The 19,803-nt window shown below is 64.8% G+C and carries 16 protein-coding genes; 4 read left to right on the plus strand and 12 right to left on the minus strand.

Annotated features, from left to right (window positions below; genetic code table 11):
• Nucleotides 1-25: 25 nt before the first annotated feature.
• Genes D1012_RS05730 through D1012_RS05740 form a run of 3 tightly spaced genes read left to right on the plus strand, consistent with a single transcriptional unit; the run spans nucleotide 26 to nucleotide 2,041 of the window.
• Nucleotides 26-493, plus strand: a complete 468-nt coding sequence (locus D1012_RS05730) for a transcriptional repressor (RefSeq protein ID WP_233517033.1) — start codon at nucleotides 26-28, stop codon at nucleotides 491-493.
• Nucleotides 493-1,257 (plus strand): metal ABC transporter ATP-binding protein, encoded by a 765-nt coding sequence (locus D1012_RS05735; RefSeq protein WP_118150581.1) that lies wholly within the window; start codon nucleotides 493-495, stop codon nucleotides 1,255-1,257. Before D1012_RS05730 ends, D1012_RS05735 begins: the two co-directional genes overlap by 1 nt.
• On the plus strand, nucleotides 1,250-2,041 hold the full coding sequence (locus tag D1012_RS05740; protein ID WP_118150376.1) for an iron chelate uptake ABC transporter family permease subunit: 792 nt from the start codon (nucleotides 1,250-1,252) through the stop codon (nucleotides 2,039-2,041). Before D1012_RS05735 ends, D1012_RS05740 begins: the two co-directional genes overlap by 8 nt.
• A gap of 73 nt (nucleotides 2,042-2,114) precedes the next feature.
• Here D1012_RS05740 and D1012_RS05745 read toward each other — a convergent pair whose 3' ends face one another.
• The 3 genes from D1012_RS05745 to D1012_RS05755 form a co-directional block, all read right to left on the minus strand.
• Nucleotides 2,115-3,065, minus strand: coding sequence for a PRC-barrel domain-containing protein (locus D1012_RS05745; protein WP_158569224.1), 951 nt, complete (start codon nucleotides 3,063-3,065; stop codon nucleotides 2,115-2,117).
• A gap of 216 nt (nucleotides 3,066-3,281) precedes the next feature.
• The gene (locus D1012_RS05750) at nucleotides 3,282-4,670 is read right to left on the minus strand and encodes a PepSY-associated TM helix domain-containing protein (protein WP_118150378.1); all 1,389 of its coding nucleotides are present in this window, start codon (nucleotides 4,668-4,670) and stop codon (nucleotides 3,282-3,284) included.
• Nucleotides 4,671-4,717: 47 nt separating this feature from the next.
• Nucleotides 4,718-5,107 carry a hypothetical protein gene (locus D1012_RS05755; RefSeq protein WP_118150379.1) on the minus strand — a complete coding sequence of 130 codons (390 nt, stop codon included), beginning with the start codon at nucleotides 5,105-5,107 and terminating at the stop codon, nucleotides 4,718-4,720.
• Nucleotides 5,108-5,257: 150 nt separating this feature from the next.
• On the opposite strand from D1012_RS05755, the gene D1012_RS05760 reads away from it, so the two are divergent.
• The gene (locus tag D1012_RS05760) at nucleotides 5,258-7,756 is read left to right on the plus strand and encodes a GcvT family protein (RefSeq protein WP_118150380.1); all 2,499 of its coding nucleotides are present in this window, start codon (nucleotides 5,258-5,260) and stop codon (nucleotides 7,754-7,756) included.
• Nucleotides 7,757-7,895: 139 nt separating this feature from the next.
• Here D1012_RS05760 and D1012_RS05765 read toward each other — a convergent pair whose 3' ends face one another.
• The 9 genes from D1012_RS05765 to xdhA all read right to left on the minus strand — a co-directional run bounded on the left by D1012_RS05765 (nucleotide 7,896) and on the right by xdhA (nucleotide 19,639).
• Complete coding sequence (locus tag D1012_RS05765) at nucleotides 7,896-8,693, minus strand: GH25 family lysozyme (protein ID WP_118150381.1); 798 nt, start codon at nucleotides 8,691-8,693, stop codon at nucleotides 7,896-7,898.
• A 113-nt stretch (nucleotides 8,694-8,806) separates the two neighbouring features.
• Complete coding sequence (locus tag D1012_RS05770; RefSeq protein WP_118150582.1) at nucleotides 8,807-9,886, minus strand: NAD(P)/FAD-dependent oxidoreductase; 1,080 nt, start codon at nucleotides 9,884-9,886, stop codon at nucleotides 8,807-8,809.
• A gap of 171 nt (nucleotides 9,887-10,057) precedes the next feature.
• Nucleotides 10,058-11,149 carry a BMP family ABC transporter substrate-binding protein gene (locus tag D1012_RS05775; protein WP_118150382.1) on the minus strand — a complete coding sequence of 364 codons (1,092 nt, stop codon included), beginning with the start codon at nucleotides 11,147-11,149 and terminating at the stop codon, nucleotides 10,058-10,060.
• Nucleotides 11,150-11,200: 51 nt separating this feature from the next.
• Nucleotides 11,201-12,130: an ABC transporter permease gene (locus D1012_RS05780; protein WP_118150383.1), complete on the minus strand. Its 930-nt coding sequence runs from the start codon at nucleotides 12,128-12,130 to the stop codon at nucleotides 11,201-11,203.
• Entirely contained in the window at nucleotides 12,130-13,218 is a 1,089-nt protein-coding gene (locus tag D1012_RS05785) for an ABC transporter permease (protein WP_118150384.1), read from the minus strand. Before D1012_RS05785 ends, D1012_RS05780 begins: the two co-directional genes overlap by 1 nt.
• A 59-nt stretch (nucleotides 13,219-13,277) precedes the next feature.
• Complete coding sequence (locus D1012_RS05790) at nucleotides 13,278-14,834, minus strand: ABC transporter ATP-binding protein (RefSeq protein ID WP_118150385.1); 1,557 nt, start codon at nucleotides 14,832-14,834, stop codon at nucleotides 13,278-13,280.
• Nucleotides 14,831-15,781 carry a xanthine dehydrogenase accessory protein XdhC gene (gene xdhC, locus D1012_RS05795; RefSeq protein WP_118150386.1) on the minus strand — a complete coding sequence of 317 codons (951 nt, stop codon included), beginning with the start codon at nucleotides 15,779-15,781 and terminating at the stop codon, nucleotides 14,831-14,833. The genes D1012_RS05790 and xdhC overlap by 4 nt, the downstream gene beginning before the upstream one ends.
• Complete coding sequence (xdhB, locus tag D1012_RS05800) at nucleotides 15,774-18,227, minus strand: xanthine dehydrogenase molybdopterin binding subunit (protein ID WP_118150387.1); 2,454 nt, start codon at nucleotides 18,225-18,227, stop codon at nucleotides 15,774-15,776. The genes xdhC and xdhB overlap by 8 nt, the downstream gene beginning before the upstream one ends.
• A complete protein-coding gene (gene xdhA / locus D1012_RS05805) occupies nucleotides 18,224-19,639 on the minus strand; it encodes a xanthine dehydrogenase small subunit (RefSeq protein ID WP_118150388.1) in 1,416 nt (471 codons plus the stop codon). Before xdhA ends, xdhB begins: the two co-directional genes overlap by 4 nt.
• Nucleotides 19,640-19,803: the final 164 nt, after the last annotated feature.

Genomic DNA, 19,803 nt, shown 5'->3' on the forward strand with positions numbered 1-19,803 from the left:
CTGCCCCGGCTGCGCCACGCCTGATCTGGCGTTTGCCAGCCATGACCACGCGCATTGCGCGGCGGATGTGCTGGCACGGGCCGAAGCTCTGGCGGTGGCCTCCGGCGCGCGGATGACCCCGGTGCGTCGGCGGGTGCTGGAGATCCTGCTGGAAAGCCACAAGGCGATGGGGGCCTATGACGTGCTGCAACGGCTGGCGGCAGATGGCTTTGGCAACCAGCCCCCGGTGGCCTATCGGGCGCTGGAATTTCTGGTGGAACAGGGCTTTGCCCATCGCATCCGCCGCCTGAATGCCTTTGCCGCCTGCATGCATCCGGGCGAGGTCCATGCGCCCGCTTTCCTGATCTGCAAATCCTGCGATATGGTGGCCGAGGCTCCGGCGGCAGCGGTGCGTGCCGCGCTGGATGCCGCCGCCGCCGAGGTCGGGTTTGTGGTGGAGCGGTCGAACATCGAGGCGCTGGGGCTTTGCCCCGCCTGCCGTGTGGGGGCATGATGGGGCTGATCCGCGCTGACAATATCTGCGTGCGCTTTGGCGGGGCAGAGGTGCTGCATGATGTCACCATGGCGGTCAAGCCGGGCGAGATTGTCACCATCGTCGGCCCCAACGGGTCGGGCAAATCCACGCTGTTGCGGGCGTTGCTGGGGATTGTGCCGGTGGCGCAGGGCCGGGTGCAGCGCGCGCCGGGTCTGCGCATCGGCTATGTGCCGCAGCGTCTGGCGCTGGACCGCAGCCTGCCGATGACCGTGCGCCGCTTCCTGTCGCTTCCGGTCCGGGTCAGCGATGCGGCGGCCACCCAAGCCCTCGCTCGGGTTGGCGTGCCATCGGTCGCAGCGCTGCAGATGGCCAGCCTGTCGGGCGGCCAGTTGCAGCGTGTGTTGCTGGCCCGTGCCCTGCTGTCGGACCCGCAGCTTCTGGTGCTGGACGAACCGACCCAAGGACTCGACCAGCCGGGCGAGGCCGGGTTCTACCAGCTGATCGAGGATGTGCGCGCCGCCAGTGGCGTCGCGGTGTTGATGGTCAGCCATGACCTGCATGTGGTGATGGCGGCCAGCGACCGGGTGATCTGTCTGAACGGCCATGTCTGCTGCGAAGGCACGCCGCATGTGGTGTCTTCGGCCCCGGAGTATCGCGCGCTGTTCGGTCTGGGGACCAAGGGCGCGCTGGCGCTGTACCAACACGTCCATGACCATGATCACACGCACGATCATGACCACAGCCACGACCACTCTCACATACACGATCACAGCCATGTTTGATGATTTTCTGACCCGCGCCGCCCTTGCCGGGGTTGGCCTGTCGCTTGCCACCGGGCCTTTGGGCTCCTTCGTGGTCTGGCGGCGGATGGCTTATTTCGGCGATGCCACCGCCCATGCCGCCATTCTGGGCGTGGCGATGGCACTGGCCACCGATCTGCCGGTGGGCTTTGGCATCATGGTGGTGTCACTGGCGATGGCCGTCACTGTCGCCACGCTGGCGGCCAAGGGCTGGGCGATGGATACCACGCTGGGGGTGCTGGCGCATTCGGCGCTGGCCTTTGGTCTGGTGGCGGTGTCGTTCGTGCCGGGGGTGCGCACCGACCTTTCGGCCTGGCTGTTCGGTGACATTCTGGCGGTCAGCCGGGGCGATCTGGCTTTTGTCTGGGGCGGGGCCGTGGTGGTTCTGGCGCTGCTGGCCTGGCGCTGGCAGGCGCTGCTGACCGCCACGCTGAATGAGGATCTGGCCCATGCCAGCGGTCTGAACCCCGACCGCGAGCGTCTGGTGCTGACGATCGCGCTGGCGATTGTGGTTGCGGTGGCGATCAAAGTGGTCGGTGCCCTGCTGATTGCGGCGATGCTGATCGTTCCCGCCGCAGCTGCCCGTGGTCTGTCGCGCACGCCCGAGGTGATGGCGGGCCTTGCCATTCTGATTGGCGCGGTTTCGGCGCTGGGCGGGCTGCAGCTTTCGCTCTGGCAGGATACGCCTGCTGGACCGTCGGTGATTGTCGTTGCCGCCCTGATCTTTACCGCCACCACAGCATTGGGGCGCCGGCTGACGGGCTGACGGCATGAAAAAGGGCGGGATGGTTTTCACCATCCCGCCCGGCACTCTTAATCAACAACCTTACAGCGTCGGATCAGCCTTGATATTCAGGCAGCGTTTCCAGCTGGTCCTGCGTCATCGTCACGCGGAAGTGGTCAATCGTGCCACCTGCGTTGCGGACAATGGTCAGGGTTTCCGACCCAAGCGCAACACGACGTTCGCCGATCCCGAGGAAACCGCCGACATCGACCACAGCCCCCTCGATGGCACCATCGGCACCGATCGCAACGGCGCTGATTTCGCCAACATCTTCATCATTCAGACCGATGACACGTTTGCCGATCAGATCAGCCTCGGTCATCGTGGCCAGATCGACCAGACCGTCGTCAGCAACGGTGCCATCTGCCATGGTGCCGTCCATCGCAACGGTGCCGTCAGCAGGCGGAGTCATGGCCGGATCGGTCCCAGCCACACCGTCCGTCGGGGTCATTGGAGCCGTGCCATCGACCGGAGCCATCGGCGCTGTGCCGTCTGCCGGGGCCATGGTGGCATCAACCGGCTCGGTAGCGAACACCATATCCGGGTTGAACTCAGGTGCGCCTTCCAGAGCGGCGCGGGTGCCGTGGAATACGATGAAGTAGTCATCTGCGCTGCTCGAGTCCGGCACCATCACCAGATCGTCCATCGACAGTGCAACCGTCTTTTGACCGATTCCGAGGAAGCCGCCAAAATCTGCCAGCACAGCCTGGGTTTCACCGTCCAGAGTGATGATCATGTCCGAAATCGACCCGGCATTTTCCCACGACGCATCGGCGGCAGCAAGCGCCTCAACCGGCATGGTAGAAGTGTCCTGTTCAGTCACATAAATGGTTTTGCCGATGAAGTCAGAGGCACGCACACCATTGTTGACGCCTGCGAGATAGGGCGAGTTGGTGGCCATTGCGCCATCTGCGGGCATGATCTGGGCAGGCGCGGTGGTGTCCTGAGCAAAGGTCGGCATTGCCAGAGCCATCACGAGAGCGGATGTTCCAAAAAGCTTTTTCATGGTCGTCTCCTGTTCATGCGATGACAGCAGGGGATTGGTCATTTGGGCGACCCTCTCTGCCGTCGGTATGAACAACAAACACCCCGCAGCGCGATCTGTTCCAGAAATGCCGCCGATTTTGTTTTGCGTATTTCGCGGAACCCAAATCCGCAATTTGCGTTACGGACCGCTTTCGTCAGGGCAGATGCACCGGGCCAGACCCGGTGCATCCCCGCGTCAGGACAGCGCCTGACGCAACGCGGGAACATGGCGCACAACCAGCCAGTCCAGCACCACAATGGCCAGCATCACCATGCCTGCCAGCGGAAACAGTACTCCCAGTACCACCACGACGGTGGCAGCGGATTTCCAGAATGGCAGATCGCGCGGGCGTGGTGGGGCTGCGATTCGGTATGCGCCTACGGGCCGACGCTTCCACCACATGACCAGACCGGACAACGGCAGAAAGATCATCGACAGGCAGAACAGCGTGTTCAACGCGATGTTCCATACGCCCATATCGCCCTCGTGAAAGGCAATGCCCCAGGCCATGGCCTTGGCATAGGCCGAGTAATCCGCATAGCCGACATCGGCCAGCACATTGCCGGTATAGCGGTCGATGTGCAGCGTCCGGTCGCGCCACGGATCATTGCCATCATTCGACATGCTGTCATGGCTGATGGTCCAGACTCCGGTTTCCCCGTTTGGTAGGTTCAGCTGAAACCGCCCGGCAAAGCCCAGCTCGCGTGCAAACCGCACCACGCTGTCAATTCCGACCGGGGCCGCCACCGCCTGCGCCCCCACCAGAGACCCCGAAGCGGGCAGCGGTGTCTGCTCCAGCGCCCAGGGCACTTCCTTGGCTGCGCCATGGTTCATGGCGGCATGGGTCTTGTCCGACAGGGGCGCGCCCCATTTTTCGGCGGGAAAGGTGTTCCAAGCCTGCACCATCTTTTCCCCCCAGATCCCGGCCCAGCTGAGCCCCGAGATGAGGAACACCACCATCACCACCGACATCCAGACCCCGACCACCCCGTGCAGCGATTTCCACAATCCACGCCCGCGCGCGGCAAGGTTGGGGACCAGCATCTGCCGCAGCCTGGCCTTGCGCGGCCAGTGCAGATACAGACCGCTGACCACCAGAAGGATGCCCAGACTGGCCGCCGCCTCGATCAGATAATCGCCCAGATCGCCGATCAGCAGGCTGCCGTGGATGTCATTGGCGAAATCATACCACCCGGCGCGCCACGGGAAGGTATCCATGACTGTCCCGGTATAGGGGTTGATCACAACGGCAAGGGTCGCGCTGCCATCACTTACCTTGAACACCGCCACACGGTCGGCGGCCAACGGTTCCAGATATTGCTGCGCCACCCCGTCTGGCAGCACCGCCTCGGCCAGCGGTTGCAGCGCTGAAACGGCCATCGGCGCACCCGTGATCGGCACAATGCTGCGCTCGCCATGGATGTCGCTGAGCGCGCTGATCCACAGCATGATCAAGCCGGTGACGGCCAGCATGACCAGAAACGGAATGACATACAGCCCGGCGTAAAAATGCCAGCGCCAGGCGATGAAATAGAAACGGTGCGTGTCGGATTTCGACACGTCTTGCATTGGGACAGAAGTCATTCTGCCAGCTCCTTGAACTGATTTCGACAAGTGGGTTTGACGGAAAATCAGGTCAGGATCGGTGGGCCACGTGCATAGAGCCCGCGCGGGTCATGGGCCGGGTGCCACAGGTCATCCGGCAAGGCCGGAGCCAGCAGCACCAATACCACCAGCGGCGGCCGGGGCAGGGGCTGCGCCACGACCAGATGGGCCACAGCCATCTGCGCCCAGTCACAGCGATTGTCTTCTGGTGCCGGTTGCACAGGCTCGCCTGTGTTCAGATCAAGCACCACTTCGACTGGCCCGCCCTCGGCACAGATCACCATGCGCAGCGTGCCATCGGCATCGCGCACCGGCATGTATCCCGGCGCAATCAGCGACAGCAGCAGAAACGGCAGCACAAGCGCAATGCCGATGCTGCGGATCAGGTCAGAACGGAACAGGGCGTGCCGGATCATGCTGCCCTCTCTGGTCAGCGCCCGTTCCGGTGTCAAGCACGCCCTGTCATCCGCCAATGTCGTTTTCGTCTGTCAAAGGTCGGGGGATATTGCCCGCCCGCGCCATGATCGGGCATTGATGTCACGAAACGTCATTCCCGGAGTCGCCCAATGAAAACTCATGTCAAAGCGCTTGTTGTCGGTGGCGGTGCCGTCGGAAACGGCATCGCCTATCATCTGGCAAAGGCTGGTTGGGATACGATGCTGGTCGAGCGTGACGAGTTGACCGCTGGCTCGACCTGGCACGCCGCCGGGTTGCTGCCGCTGTTCAACATGTCTTATGCGACAACCCATATCCACAAATACTCGGTCGATCTGTACAAATCGCTGGAGGCGGAAACCGGCCTGAACGCGGGCTTTGCCGTGGTCGGCAACCTGCGGATGGCGCAACATCAGGCGCGGATGGATGAATACATGCTGTATTCATCGGTCGCGGAAACCGCCGGGGTGTACCATGAATTTCTGACACCCGCGCAGATGAAGGACCGCTGGCCGCTTTTGAATACCGAAGATCTGGTCGGCGCGCTCTATCACCCGCAGGACGGCTACATCAACCCGGCCGATGTGACGCAGGCGATGGCCAAAGGCGCGCGGCAGTTCGGCGCGACCATCGAGCGCAGGATTCAGGTCAACGGCTACCGCTGGACCGGATCAGAATGGATCGTGACCTGCGCGCGTATGGTGGAACAGGGCGGCAATCTGGTCGCCTCGGATGAGACATTTGAAATTCACGCCGAACATGTGGTGACCGCCACCGGCAACCATGCGCAACGCACCGCCCGCCTGCTGGGCGTGAAGCTGCCCGCGATCCCGGTCGAGCATCAGTATATCGTCACCGAACCCGACCCGGCACTGGTGGCCTGGCGCAAGGCGGGCAATGCCGAACACCCGGTGCTGCGCGATGCCGATGCCAAATGGTATGTGCGCGAAGAGCGTGGCGGCTGGATTCTGGGGCCGTATGAGCGCAACGCGCCCGCACGTTTCCTGTATGACGTGCCGCAGTCGTTCCGCGCCGACCTGTTCCCGCTGGATCTGGAGCGGATTGAGGCGGAATACATGTCGATGATCCACCGGCTGCCGTCGTCGGAAACCGTGGGGCTGAAAGACGATTTCAACGGCCCGATCTGCTATACCCCCGATGGCAACCCGCTGGTCGGCCCGGTTCCGGGCCTGCGCAACATGTGGATTGCCGAAGGCTTCTCCTTTGGCATCACCGCCGCCGGTGGCACCGGCCATTATCTCGCGCAGCTGATGACCGAAGGTGAGGCCGAGATCGACATGGCCAGCCTTGACCCGCGCCGCTATGGCCAGTGGATCACCACCGAATATTCGGCCCGCAAGAATGAGGAATGCTATGAGCATGTCTTCATCCTGCACCACCCCGATGAAGAACGCGAAGCCGCCCGCCCGCTGCGCACCGCCCCGGTCTATGACCGGCAAAAGGCGCTTGGCGCGCAGTTCGGGCAAGTGAACGGCTGGGAACGCCCGATCTATTACGGGCCAAAGGATGCACCGGAAGATTTCGACCACAACGCCCGGTCATTCCGGCGCGGTGCATGGTGGCAATATGCGGTGGATGAGGCGAAAGCCATCCGCGAAACCGCCGGTCTGATCGACGCCACCGCCTTTACCAAACATCTGGTGCGCGGGCCGGGGGCGACGCAGTTCCTCGACTGGTTCACCTGCAACAAGCTGCCCGCCGTCGGCCGCATCAACCTGACCTATGCGCTCACCCCGACCGGCACCACCCGCACCGAATACACCATCGTCCGGCTGGCGCAGGATGAATACTATCTGGTGTCAGCGGGGGCATGGACCGATTACGACAGCGACTACCTGCGCAAATGCGCCGAAGACAAAGCGCCGGAGTTCGGCCACATCGACATCCATGACGTGACCACGCAATGGGGCGTCTTTGCCCTTGCCGGACCAAATGCACGCAAGATCCTGCAAGAGATCGTCAAAGACGCAAACCCGGAAACCGTGCTGTCGAACAAGCGCTTCCCCTGGCTGACCATGCGCAACATCGAGCTTGGCATGGTCCCGGTCCGCGCCATCCGCGTGGCCTATACCGGCGAGCTTGGCTGGGAGTTGCACCACCCGATCGAGATGCAGCGCCATCTGTGGGAGCTGTTGCTGAAAGCGGGCGAGAAACACGGCATGAAACTGGTCGGTGCCCGCGCGCAGAACTGGCTGCGGCAGGAAAAATCCTACCGCGCCTTTGGCAATGAGCTGGGCCGCGATGCGACCCCGCTGGAGGCCGCGCTCGACCGTTTCGTCGACCTGAACAAAGAGTTTCAGGGCAAAGCCGCCATGCTCGCCACTGGCATCCGCTCAAAATGCTGCACTCTGCTGATCGACGGCCCCGAAGATTGCGACCCATGGGGCAAAGAGGCGCTGCTGCTGAACGGCGAGAAGATCGGCCGCCTCACCTCGGGCGGCTACTCGGTGGCCTTTGGCAAGCAGATCGGCATGGGCTATGTCCGCCCCGATCTGGCCGAGGTCGGCACGAAGCTCAAGGTGAAAATGTTGCTGCAGGAATGGGACGCGGTGGTGGTCGAGGACAGCCCGTTCGATCCCGCCAACGCCCGCATCCGGCTCGATGGCTGACACCCCGGGGCGCTGCCCCGGACCCCGGAGTATTTCAAAAGCAGCAAGCCAAAGGCCTTTCTTTGATTTGCTGCTTTCAAAAATACTCTCGGGGGTCCGGGGGCAGACAGCCCCCGGGGGCGGCCACAGGTGCTGTGGCTCAGCGATGCGCGCGCCGCGCCAGCCAGTCGCGCCACTCGGCGGCATTGCCCGAGAACACATTCAGATCGCCGTCACCCGCCTTGCCGGGAATCTGTCCGGTGCCGGAATACTGCCAGAACGTCCAGCGCGTGCCGGGGTAGACCTTTGACGGGTGGTTCGCCACCGAGCGGAGCCAGAACTCCACCCCGCGCAGCCGCCACAATTCCCGGGCGTGAAAGATGTCGGGGCTGACATAGACCAGCGGCATCTGGCCATAGTGCCGAGCCACGGTGTCGATGAAGACCTGCGCCTCAGCCAGCAGCTCGGCTTGTGGCGGGCGGCGGGTGCAGGTGGGCGAAAACGGTGTCCATTCCAGATCGAGCACTGGCGGCAAAGCTCCCGCAGCCTTTGGCACCCGCCGGATGAAGTTCTGCGCCTGCGCCCGGCCCGGCGCGCAGTGATACCAGAAGTGATAGGCCCCGGTCGCGACCCCGGCCGCGCGTGCGGCGTTCCAATGCTCGCGGAACATCGGGTCCGCATCGTCGGCCCCTTCGGTCGCCTTGACGAAAGTAAAGTTGACCCCGTTCGCCCGCGCAGTCCGCCAGTCCACCGGCGGCTGGTAGCGCGAGGTGTCGGTGCCATGCACCGCATAGGCCGAAGGTGCGCGCCCATCCCAGGGGTGCGGCTTGCGATCGCCGAAATCGGGGGCAATGACCGCACCGGCGGGCGGGGGTGGGCCAACGTCACGTAGGGCAGAGCGGGGGCCGCCACAGGCGGCCAGCGACAGGGCGAGGAACAGGGCAAGTATGGTTTTCATTGGCCAAAGGTGCCGGAATTCCGGGGTGGTGTCACCACAGGAAATGCGCGCGGCGCGGCCCGGTCTGGCAAAACTCCGCCGGGCCTGAGCCAACGCGCGATGGGTCGCCTCTGTTACGCGCCAAAACGTCCCGGTGACAATGCCTGAACCAGACTGGCTGCCACTTCGGCAGGCCGCTCCAAGATCAGGTCGGCGGCCAGCTGGCTGGCGGCGGGACAGCATTGAAACCCCTGTCCGCCCTGTCCCGCAAGCCAGAAGAACGACGGTTCCCGCGCGTCCGCCCCGATCACCAGCGCGCGGTCGGGGGCAAAGGTGCGCAAGCCCGCCCAGCTTGACAGCAGCCGCGTCACCGGGGCGGTCACCATCTGCTCATAGCGCGCCAGCCCTTCGGCCAGCACCATGTCATCGGCCCAGGCGTCATGTGGCTCTGCCGCATGTTCTTCGGCGGGTGAGACGATCAACGCCCCGGCATCGGGTTTGGCATACCAGCTTTCGCCCGCGCCAAACATCATCGGCCAGCGGGCCACATCCATGCCATCCGGCGCCGGGATGCGTGCCATCGACCGGCGATAGGGCGTAAAGCCCAAAGGCCGCACCCCCGCCATCTGCGCCACCCGGTCCACCCAGGCCCCGGCGGCATTCACCAGAACGCGGCCCGTGACCAGCCCCTGCGCCGTGGTCAGCTGCCACAGCCCGCCGCTACGGCCAATCGCTGTCACCGCAGCCCCCGTGCGCAGCACAGCCCCCGCTGTCCGGGCGGTGCGGGCAAATCCCTGCAACAGCCGGTCGGTGTCGATGTCCCAGGCATCGGGCGAAAAGGCCGCCAGCGTTATCGCCGCCGGGTCCAGCACCGGCACCATGGCGCAGGCTTTGGCCACCGTCAGCGGCTCCAGCCCCATGGCTGCCGACTCGGTGGCAAAGGCAGCGGCATGGCCCGCGCCCCCCACCATCAGCAACCCGCGCGGCGACAGGATCCCCTCTGTCTGATGGAAAAACCCGGATGAGGCCAGCGACAGCTCGACCACCGCCGGGCTGCCATAGCGCGGCTCGTACAGCGCTGCCGACCGGCCAGAAGCGTGATGCGCCAGCACAGGTTCAGCTTCCAGCAGCAGCACAGAGGAAAAGGGTGCCAGCCGTGCCGCGAGCGACACCCCGGCAATGCCGCCGCCAATGATCACCACATCTGCATCCATCGCCCGCATCTCCCTCACACCGATTCAGTCGCACAGATACCGGGAAAAAGTGCCACAGGGCAAACCCCCGGCGACGCTTTTGCGGGGAAACCGGCCCGGATGCCCCAAAACCCGGATGCACAGAAAAAGGCCCGCGCACAGCACGGGCCTTTTCAGCGTCAGATCACAGGATCACTTCGGAATGTCGCCCGAAATGCCTTCAACGTAAAAGTTCATGCCCAGCAGATCGCCATCCGGAGCAACCGCCCCTTCGGCCAGCCACGCTGTCCCGTCCTGCTTGTTGATCGGCCCGGTGAACGGATGATAGGTGCCCGCCGCGATTGCATCGCGCATCGCCTCGGCTTCGGCCTTCAGTTCGGCAGGGATCGCATCGGTGATCTCGCCAATCTCGACCTCACCTTCGGGAATGCCGGCCCAGCTGTCCACCTGTTCATAGGTGCCATCCAGCAGCGCGCCGACCCGTTTCACGTAATAGGGGGCCCAGTTGTCGATGATCGATGACACGCGCGGGCTTGGCTTGTAATCGGCCATGTCCGACGCCTGACCAAAGCCGATCACTGCGCCATTGGTCTTGGCAGCTTCGGCCAGCGGTGCGGTCGAATCGGTGTGGCTGGCAATCACGTCCACGCCCTGATCAATCAGCGCCTTGGCAGAATCGGCCTCTTTCGCCGGATCAAACCAGGTAAAGGCCCAGACCACCGACAGCTCGACATCGGGGTTCACTTTTTTGGCGTGCAGGTAATAGCTGTTGATCCCCATCACCACCTCGGGGATCGGGAACGAGCCGATGTAGCCGATCTTGTTGGTTTTGGTCATCTTGCCCGCAATATGGCCCTGAATCGCGCGGCCTTCGTAGAAGCGGGCGTTATAGGTCGACACGTTGGCATGGTCGCGCTTGTACCCGGTCGCATGCTCGAACTTGATGTCGGGGAATTTGGCCGCGACCGTGTTGGTCGGGTCCATATAGCCGAACGAAGTGGTAAAGATGATGTTGCAGCCCGACAGCGCCATCTGGGTCAGCACCCGTTCGGAATCGGCGCCTTCGGGCACGTTTTCCTGATAGGCGATCTCGACCTTGTCGCCATAGGTCTCCACCAGCTCCAGCGCACCCTGATGGTGCTGATAGGTCCAGCCAAGATCCCCGATCGGCCCGACATAGACAAAGCAGGCCTTGACCTTGTCCATGCCCTGCGCGCTTGCGGCACCGCCGAAGGCAAGGCCCAGACCCAGTGCTGCCGTGGCAAGAAGTGTTCTGCGATTCATTGTCGTCTCCCTGAAGGGTGCCGTTGTCCGGCCCCGGTTTGCTAAGTGCCCCTAACGCGAGGCGTGGAAATTCTGGCCCAGACTTGCCGGAGCGTTCAGTGCAGCCTTGCCCTTGCCCGAAGACATGATGACCAACACCAGAATGGTTATCAGATACGGCGACATCGACAAGTATTCGACCGGAATACGCGCCCCCGCCGCCTGCAGATTAAGCTGAAGCACCGAGATTCCGCCAAAAAGATAGGCACCGACCAGTGCTCGCCACGGACGCCAGGCCGCGAACACCACAATCGCCAGGGCAATCCAGCCCGCGCCCGAGGTGATGCCATCGGTCCACTGTGGCACCCTGACCATGCTGATATAGGCCCCGCCCAGACCGGCCATTGCACCGCCGAACAGGATCGCCAGCATGCGGATCCGGCGCACCTTGTATCCAAGCGCATGGGCGGCATCATGGCTTTCGCCCACCGCCCGCAGGATCAGCCCGGTGCGGGTGGCTTTCAGCACCCACCACGCCGCCGCGACCGAGGCGATGGAGGCATAGACCACCCAGTCATGGCTGAACAGAACCCGGCCAAAGAACGGAATATCCGCCAGCGGCCCGAACGGCACCGCCCCGGTCGCGGGTGGCCGGATGCCGACAAAGCTCTGCCCCATCAGCGACGACAGCCCCAGCCCGAACAGCGTCAGCGCAAGGCCTGATGCCACCTGATTGGCCAGCAGAAACTGCGTCAGCACCCCGAAGATAAACGCCATCGCCGCGCCGCCGATGGCCCCGCCGACAAAGCCCATCACCGCGCTGCCCGACTGGACCGAGACGATAAAGCCGCAGACCGCGCCCATGATCATCATGCCCTCGACCCCAAGGTTCAGCACCCCGGCGCGCTCTACAATCAGCTCGCCGATGGCGGCGAGGATGATCGGCACCGAAGCCACCATCAGCGCCGAAATCAGCAGCGCCGGATCAATTCCTCCGAACATCAGATGGCCTCCTTTTTCAGGGCAGGGCGAATGCGGTAATTGCTGAGCAGATCGACGGCCAGCAGGAAGAACAACAGCATCCCCTGAAACGCCTGAATGGCGGCAGCAGGCAGGCCCAGCATGAATTGCGCCAGCTCGCCGCCGATATAGGTCAGCGCCATCAGCAGCCCCGCCAACAGAATGCCGATCGGATTCAACCGGCCAAGGAACGCGACGATGATCGCCGTAAAGCCATAGCCCACGTTGAAATCAATGCTGATCTGCCCGGCAGGCCCCGACACCTCGAATAAACCGGCTAAACCCGCCAATGCCCCCGAAATCCCCATGCACAGCAGCACCAGCCCGGTCGGATTCACCCCGGCATAGCGCGCCGCACGCGGGGCCTGTCCGGCCAGCTTGATGTGAAAGCCAAGGATATGGCGCTGCAGCAGGATATAGGCCGCGATCACCGCCATGAACGCCGCAATCACTCCCCAATGCATGCCGGTGCCGGCAATCAGCTCCGGGTTCGACGCGGCAGGATACTGGCTCAGGTTGCGGCTGCCCGGAAATCCGCCACCTTCGGGGTTCCGCAAGAGCCCCAGCGACATCGACGACAGAAAGTTCTGCGCGATATAGACCATCAGCAGAGAGACAAGGATCTCATTGGTGTTGAACTTCGTGCGTAAAATCGCCGGGATCATCGCCCAGATCCAGCCACCGAACGCGCCCGCAATCACCATCAGCGGAAAGATGAACCACAGATCGGCCGGGTAAAACGCCAGCCCCACGCCCGCGCCGAACAGCGCACCCATGATGTATTGCCCTTCGGCCCCGATGTTCCAGATTCCGGCCCGGAACCCCAGCGACAGGCCAATCGCGATCAGGATCAGCGGCCCGGCCTTGACCAGCAGTTGCGGCCGCGAATAATCGGCGAACTGCGGATGAAACAACGGATCCCAGAAAATCGTGCGGATTGCCTCGAACGGGTTCTTCCCCAGTGCCGCAAACATCAGCCCGCCCGCGATCATGGTCAGCACCACCGCCAGCACCGGGGTCGCCCCTTGCCAGAACCGGCTGGGCGAGGGCCTTTTTTCAAGCCTCAGCATGGACCCGCCCTTTCATCTTGGCAAAAATACTCATCTTTCCTCCGCCTGTGTGCGCACTGTCAGTGGGCATGATGCGCCACCTCCATGCCATGCGCCCCACCCATCATCAGCCCGATCTCGTCAATCGTCAGCCCCGCCACCGGGCGAGGGCGTGTCAGCCGCCCCTCGTTCAACGCGGCAAAGCTATCGGCGATTTCCAGCAGCTCATCCAGATCCTGAGAGATCACCACCACCGCCGCCCCCCCGGCAGCGCGGTCGAGGATGGCCTGCCGGATGCTCGCCGCCGCCGCCGCGTCCACGCCCCATGTCGGCTGGTTGATCACGATCACCGTTGGCGTCTGGCTCAGCTCGCGCCCGACCACGAACTTTTGCAGGTTGCCACCGGACAGCGCCCGCGCCGCCACATGCGTGCCGGGCGTGCGCACATCGAAATCCTTCACGATGCCCGCCGCAAAGGCCTCGGTCTTGCCCCAGTCGATAAAGCCGTTGCGTGTCAGCCCCTTGCGCAGCGCGCCAGACAGCAACGCATTTTCGACCAGCGACATATCCGGTGCCGCCGCATGGCCCAGCCGTTCCTCGGGCGCCGCGACCAGCCCCAAGGCCCGGCGCTCGTTCGTGCCGGTGTGGCCCACGCCTGCGCCGTCGATCTTTACCGCATCGCGGGCGGCCCGCACCTCCCCCGACAACGCCAAAAGCAATTCGTCCTGCCCGTTGCCCGCCACTCCGGCGATGCCGAGCACCTCGCCCTTGGCGACCTTGAAGCTGACATTCTTCAGCGAAGTCCCAAAGGGAATGGGCGAGGCCACCGACAGATCGACCACCTCCAGTGCCGTAGCACCTTTGGTCCCTCCCGCCCGTTCCGGCGGTGTCAGGGTCGCGCCGATCATCAGCTCCGCCATCTCGCGCGCCGACCGCTCACGCGGCGTGCAGGTCGCCACCACCTTGCCACGCCGCAAGATCGTCGCCTCGTCGCAGAGCGTGCGGATCTCCTCCAGCTTGTGGCTGATGTACAAGATCGCGGTGCCCTCTGCCGAAAGCTGCCGCAGGGTGCGGAACAAGATATCCACCTCCTGCGGGGTCAGAACGGAGGTCGGTTCGTCCATGATCAACAGCTTCGGGTCTTGCAGCAGACAGCGCACGATCTCCACCCGCTGCCGCTCCCCCGCCGACAGATCACCGACCATCCGGGCCGGGTCCAGAGGCAGCCCGTATTCCTCGCTCACCGCCTTGATCCGGCTGGCCAGTTCTTTCATCGGCGGCGGGTTCTCCATCCCCAGCGCCACGTTCTCGGCCACGTTCAGCGCCTCGAACAGGCTGAAGTGCTGGAACACCATCGCCACCCCAGAGGCCCGCGCGGCCCGTGGCTCGGCGGGAGTATAGGCCGCGCCGCGCAGAGTCATCCGCCCGGAATCCGGCTTCACCAACCCATAGATCATCTTGACCAGCGTGGATTTGCCCGCGCCATTCTCGCCCAGCAGGGCGTGGATCTCGCCTTCGGAGATCGAAAACGACACATCAGAGTTGGCAACCACGCCCGGATAGGCCTTGGTCACCCCCTCAACGCGCAGAAGTTCGGGGCGCAGCAGTTCGGGGCGCAGCAGTTCTGGCCGTGTCATAGGGCTTTCTCCTTCAGCAAAGGGATGGCTTTGTGCGAAAGCACGGCCTGCGCCACGCCGATGGCAATGGCTTGCGGATGTTTGCCCAAAGCGGGGTCACCGATCGGGCAGTCGATGCGGGCGATGTCTGCCGGGCCATGGCCAAGGGCGGCCAGCCGCGACCGGAACCGCGCCCATTTGGTCGCCGAGCCGATCACCCCGGCGCGGGCAAAGCCGTGGCTCAGCAAGCGGTGACACAGCTCCAGATCCAGCGCATGGCTATAGGTCAGCACCAGATGTTCGGCGTCCTTCGGCGCATGGGCCACCAGCCGCGCCGCATCGGCGACAGGCAGGGCGGTCACGCCCTCGGGGATGGCGTCGGGAAAACGATCCGCCGCCACATCGACCCAGGTGATCCGCAGCCCCGGCAGCGGGGCGAGTACGCTGACCAGCGCCCTGCCGACATGGCCCGCGCCCCATATCCACAGATCGCGCGCCGGGGCTGTCACCGGCTCCACAAACCAGCCCTGCACCAGCAGCGGCGCGGGGCTGACGCCCTGACCTCGCGCCCGGTCCAGCAGGCGCTTCACCGCCAGCGGCATCGGGCGCCCGTCCACGCTGCGCGCCACCACTCCGGCTTCGGCCACGGGCAGCGACCCGGCGTCGTACACCTCGGTTACCAGCGTGACGGCCCCGCCGCAGCATTGGCCAAGCGCTGGCCCCAGCGCCACGCGCCGCACCCGGTGCCCGCCATCCGCCAGCATCGCCCGCGCCTCTGCCGCCGCTTCCCATTCCAGCGCGCCGCCGCCGATGGTGCCCGACTGCCCCGCCCCCCGCGTCACATCCGCCCAGACCAGCATCGCCGCCCCAGCCTCGCGCGGGGAGGAACCGTCATGCGCCGCAATCACCACGCGGGCCACGGCCCCCTGCACCGCAACCGCCGCCGCCAACTCCGCCAGATCAAACATCGCCGCGCACCCGGCCTACTGCCGCCAGAACCCGCTCTGCCGTGGCGGGCGCATCCAGCGCCGGATAGCCCGGCCCGCAGGCCGCCACCGCATCCGACAGCGCGTAGAGCGCCGAGATGCCCAGCATGAACGGCGGCTCGCCCACCGCTTTGGACCGGCCCACAGTCTCCTCGCGGTTGGGTCGCCCCCAGAGGGCCACGTTGAATACATCCGGCCGGTCCGAACAGGCCGGGATCTTGTAGGTGCTGGGCGCATGCGTGGTCAGGCGGCCCTTGCCATCCCAGACCAGCTCTTCTGTCGTCAGCCAGCCCGCGCCCTGCACATAGGCTCCCTCGATCTGGCCAATGTCCAAGGCCGGGTTCAGACTGTTGCCGGTGTCATGCAGCAGATCCGCGCGCAAAATCCGGTTCTCGCCGGTCAGCGTGTCGATCACCACCTCGGTCACCGCCGCGCCATAGGCAAAGTACAGGAAGGGCCGCCCCTTGCCGGCCTTGCGGTCCCATTGCAGTTTCGGTGTGGCATAGAACCCGGTTGACGACAGGCTGACCCGCGCCTGATAGGCCCACATTGCCACCCGCGCAAAGTCATACACCTCGCCCGCCACCTTCACCATGCCATCCTCAAACCGCACGGCTTCCGGCTTGACCTGATGCTTGCCCGCGACAAACGCCGCCATCCGGTCGCGGATGGTCACGCAGGCCGCCTGCGCGGCCATGCCGTTCAGGTCAGATCCGGAACTCGCCGCCGTGGCGCTGGTGTTGGGCACCTTGGCGGTATCGGTCGCGGTGATCTTCACCTGCCCCGGATCCACGCCGAACACCCCCGCTGCCACCTGCGCCACCTTCTGGAACAACCCTTGGCCCATCTCGGTGCCGCCATGGTTCAGATGGATCGAGCCATCCTGATACACATGCACCAAGGCCCCGGCCTGATTGAGATGCGTCAGCGTAAAGGAAATCCCGAACTTCACCGGCGTCAGCGCAATGCCGCGCTTCAACACCGGGCTGGTCGCGTTCCACGCCGCAATCGCCGCCCGCCGCGCCGCGTAATCCGATGACTGCACCAGTGCCGCGACCAGTTCATGCCCGATGAAATCCTCCACGGGCATGAAGAACGGAGTGGTCTGTTTCCCGGCCCCCATTTTCTGTCTGAAAATATCCTCTGGGGGTCCGGGGGGCGAAGCGCCCCCGGGGGCTGCCGCAAGCGCCCCGCGTGAGGTCAGGTCGATCTCGTCATCCACCGGTGGGCGGTCCGGGGCGGACTCGGCAACATCGGCTCGGTCACCCGGCAAAGCCTCTCCGACCATTGCGGCGTAAAAGTTCACCCGCCGCACCTCCAGCGGATCGCGGCCCAGCACATGCGCCACATGGTCCATCACCCGCTCGATCCCGACCATGCCCTGCGGTCCGCCAAAGCCGCGAAAGGCGGTGGCGCTTTGGGTGTGGGTCTTCAAACGGTGGCTTTCGATGCGGATGTCGGGCAGGTGATAGCAGTTGTCGGCGTGCAGCATGGCCCGGTCCGCCACCGGCAAGGACAGATCCTGCGCCCAGCCGCAGCGGAACAGATGGGTGAATTCCACTCCGGTCAGCTTGCCCTGCGCGTCAAAGCCCGCGCGGTACAGGATGCGCAGGTCATGGCGCTTGCCGGTGATCATCATGTCATCGTCGCGGTCATAGCGCATCTTGGCGGGCCGCCCGGTGCGCGTGGCCACCACGGCGCAGGCGATGGCGAGCGCATTGCCCTGCGATTCCTTGCCGCCAAAGCCGCCGCCCATCCGCCGCACCTCGACCCGCACCGCGCTCATCGGCAGATGCAGGGCGTGGGCGACCTTGTGCTGGATCTCGGACGGGTGCTGGGTGGAGGAATGCACCAGAAGGTCGCCGCCTTCCAGCGGCAGACAGGCCGCAACCTGACCTTCCAGATAGAAATGCTCCTGCCCGCCGACCTCGAAGCGGCCCTCGACCTTGTGCGGGGCGGTGTCGATGGCGCGGGCGGCATCGCCTTTGGTCCAGATCACCGGCCCGTCCTCGAACCGGCTGTTTGCGGCGAGGGCGTCATCCACGGTCAAAAGCGCAGGCCGTTCGTCATAGCTGACCTTGGCCAGCCGCGCTGCCTTGCGCGCCGCAAGGTGGCTGGTGGCCGCCACCAGAAACAGCGGCATGCCGAGGTAGAACACCGCGCCGGTCGAGATCAGCGGCTCGTCATGCGCGGAGGGGCTGCAATCGGGCACCTCGTCGAAATCGTCCGGCCCGTAGACCGCCACCACACCGGGGGCGGCGCGGACGGCGGACAGGTCGAGCGCGGTCACATCGCCATGCGCGATGGTGGACAGGCCAAAGGCCAGATGCAGTGCATTGCCCGGCAGCGGGATGTCATCGACATAGCGCGCCTGTCCGGTGACATGCAGCGGGGCCGCATCATGCGGCAGGGATTTGCCCATGCTCATGCCCGCACCTCCAGCACCGAAACCGGCACGCCGGCCAGATCATGCACGTAACGCCGCAGCATGTTCTGCGCGGTTTGCAGCCGGTAAGCGCTCGACGCCCGCATGTCTGACAGTGGTGTAAAATCCTGCGCCATCAGCGCCGCCGCTGCATCCGCCATCTCCGGCGTCATTGGCTTGCCGATCAGCGTAGCCTCGACGGCCGCCGCCCGTTTCGGCGTGCCCGCCATGCCGCCAAAGGCGATGCGGGCCGATGTGATCACCCCATCCACCGTTTCAAGATTGAAGCAGCCGCAGACCGCCGAAATATCCTGATCGAACCGCTTCGACAGCTTGTAGCAGCGCAGGTCCGGCGCGTAAGCCGGGATCGTCACCGCCTCGACAAATTCGCCCGGCTGCCGGTCCTGTTTACGATATTCAATGAAAAAATCCTCCAGCGCCATCTTGCGCCGCACATCGCCCCGGCGCAGGTGCAGCACGGCCCCCAGCGCGATCAGCGCCGGTGGCCCGTCGCCGATCGGCGAGCCATTGGCGATATTGCCGCCGATGGTGGCCGCATTGCGCACCTGTTCGCTGGAATAGCGCCGCAAGAGCTCGCCCAGCGACGGAAAGCGCGGGGCGAGCGCATGGCGCAGGGCGGCAATGGTGACGCCCGCGCCGATGCGGATGGTGTCGCCCTGATCCTCGATCTGCTGCAGATCGGTGACGCCCGACAGAAACGCCACCGGCGACAGGGCGCGCAGCTGCTTGGTCACCCAAAGCCCCACATCGGTCGCCCCGGCGATCAGTGTGGCCTCGGGGTTGGCCTGATACCAGGCCGCCAGCTCATCGCTGGTGCGCGGGCGGAAGCCGGGCAGGGGGGGCTCTGCCCCCCCTCGGGCTTCGCCCTCACCCCCCTGGGATATTTGAGGACGGAAAATATCCCGGTCGGTTTTCATCCAGTCCGGCACCGGCGCTGTCTCGGCGGCCTGTGCCGCGCGGATGATCGGGGCATAGCCGGTGCAGCGGCACAGGTTGCCCGCCAGTTGGTCATCATGGTCGGTGGCCCCGTTCAGATGCGCCGTCGCCATCGACACGATGAACCCCGGCGTGCAGAACCCGCATTGCGCGCCGTGATGGTCGATCATCGCCTGCTGCACCGGATGCGGCTGGCCCTCTGGCCCGGCGATGCCTTCGACCGTGCGCACCGCCTTGCCGTCCAGCTGCGGCAGGAACAGGATGCAGGCGTTCAGCGCGCGGCTGCCGGTGGCATCGGTGACCATCACCGTGCAGGCCCCGCAATCGCCCTCGTTGCAGCCTTCCTTGGTGCCGGTCAGGCCACGGGTTTCGCGCAGCCAGTCCAGAAGCGTCCGGTCAGGGGCTTCATCGGACACGCGGACAGGCGCTCCGTTCAGGTGAAACGCAATCTGCGACATTATGTTCGTCCGCCGCCTTCTCCCCGTTCGAGGTTTTCTGCATACCCGCCCGATGCGGCGTAAAACGGGCATGCACCCCAGATTTTTATCAGCTTGTCCCTGTCAGATCATCAAGCAAGCCGACGCGCCACATGGCAAGACAAATATCATGCCCCGCATTTGAA

The organism is Pseudotabrizicola alkalilacus, assembly GCF_003443995.1.
In the GTDB taxonomy this organism is placed as follows: domain Bacteria; phylum Pseudomonadota; class Alphaproteobacteria; order Rhodobacterales; family Rhodobacteraceae; genus Pseudotabrizicola; species Pseudotabrizicola alkalilacus.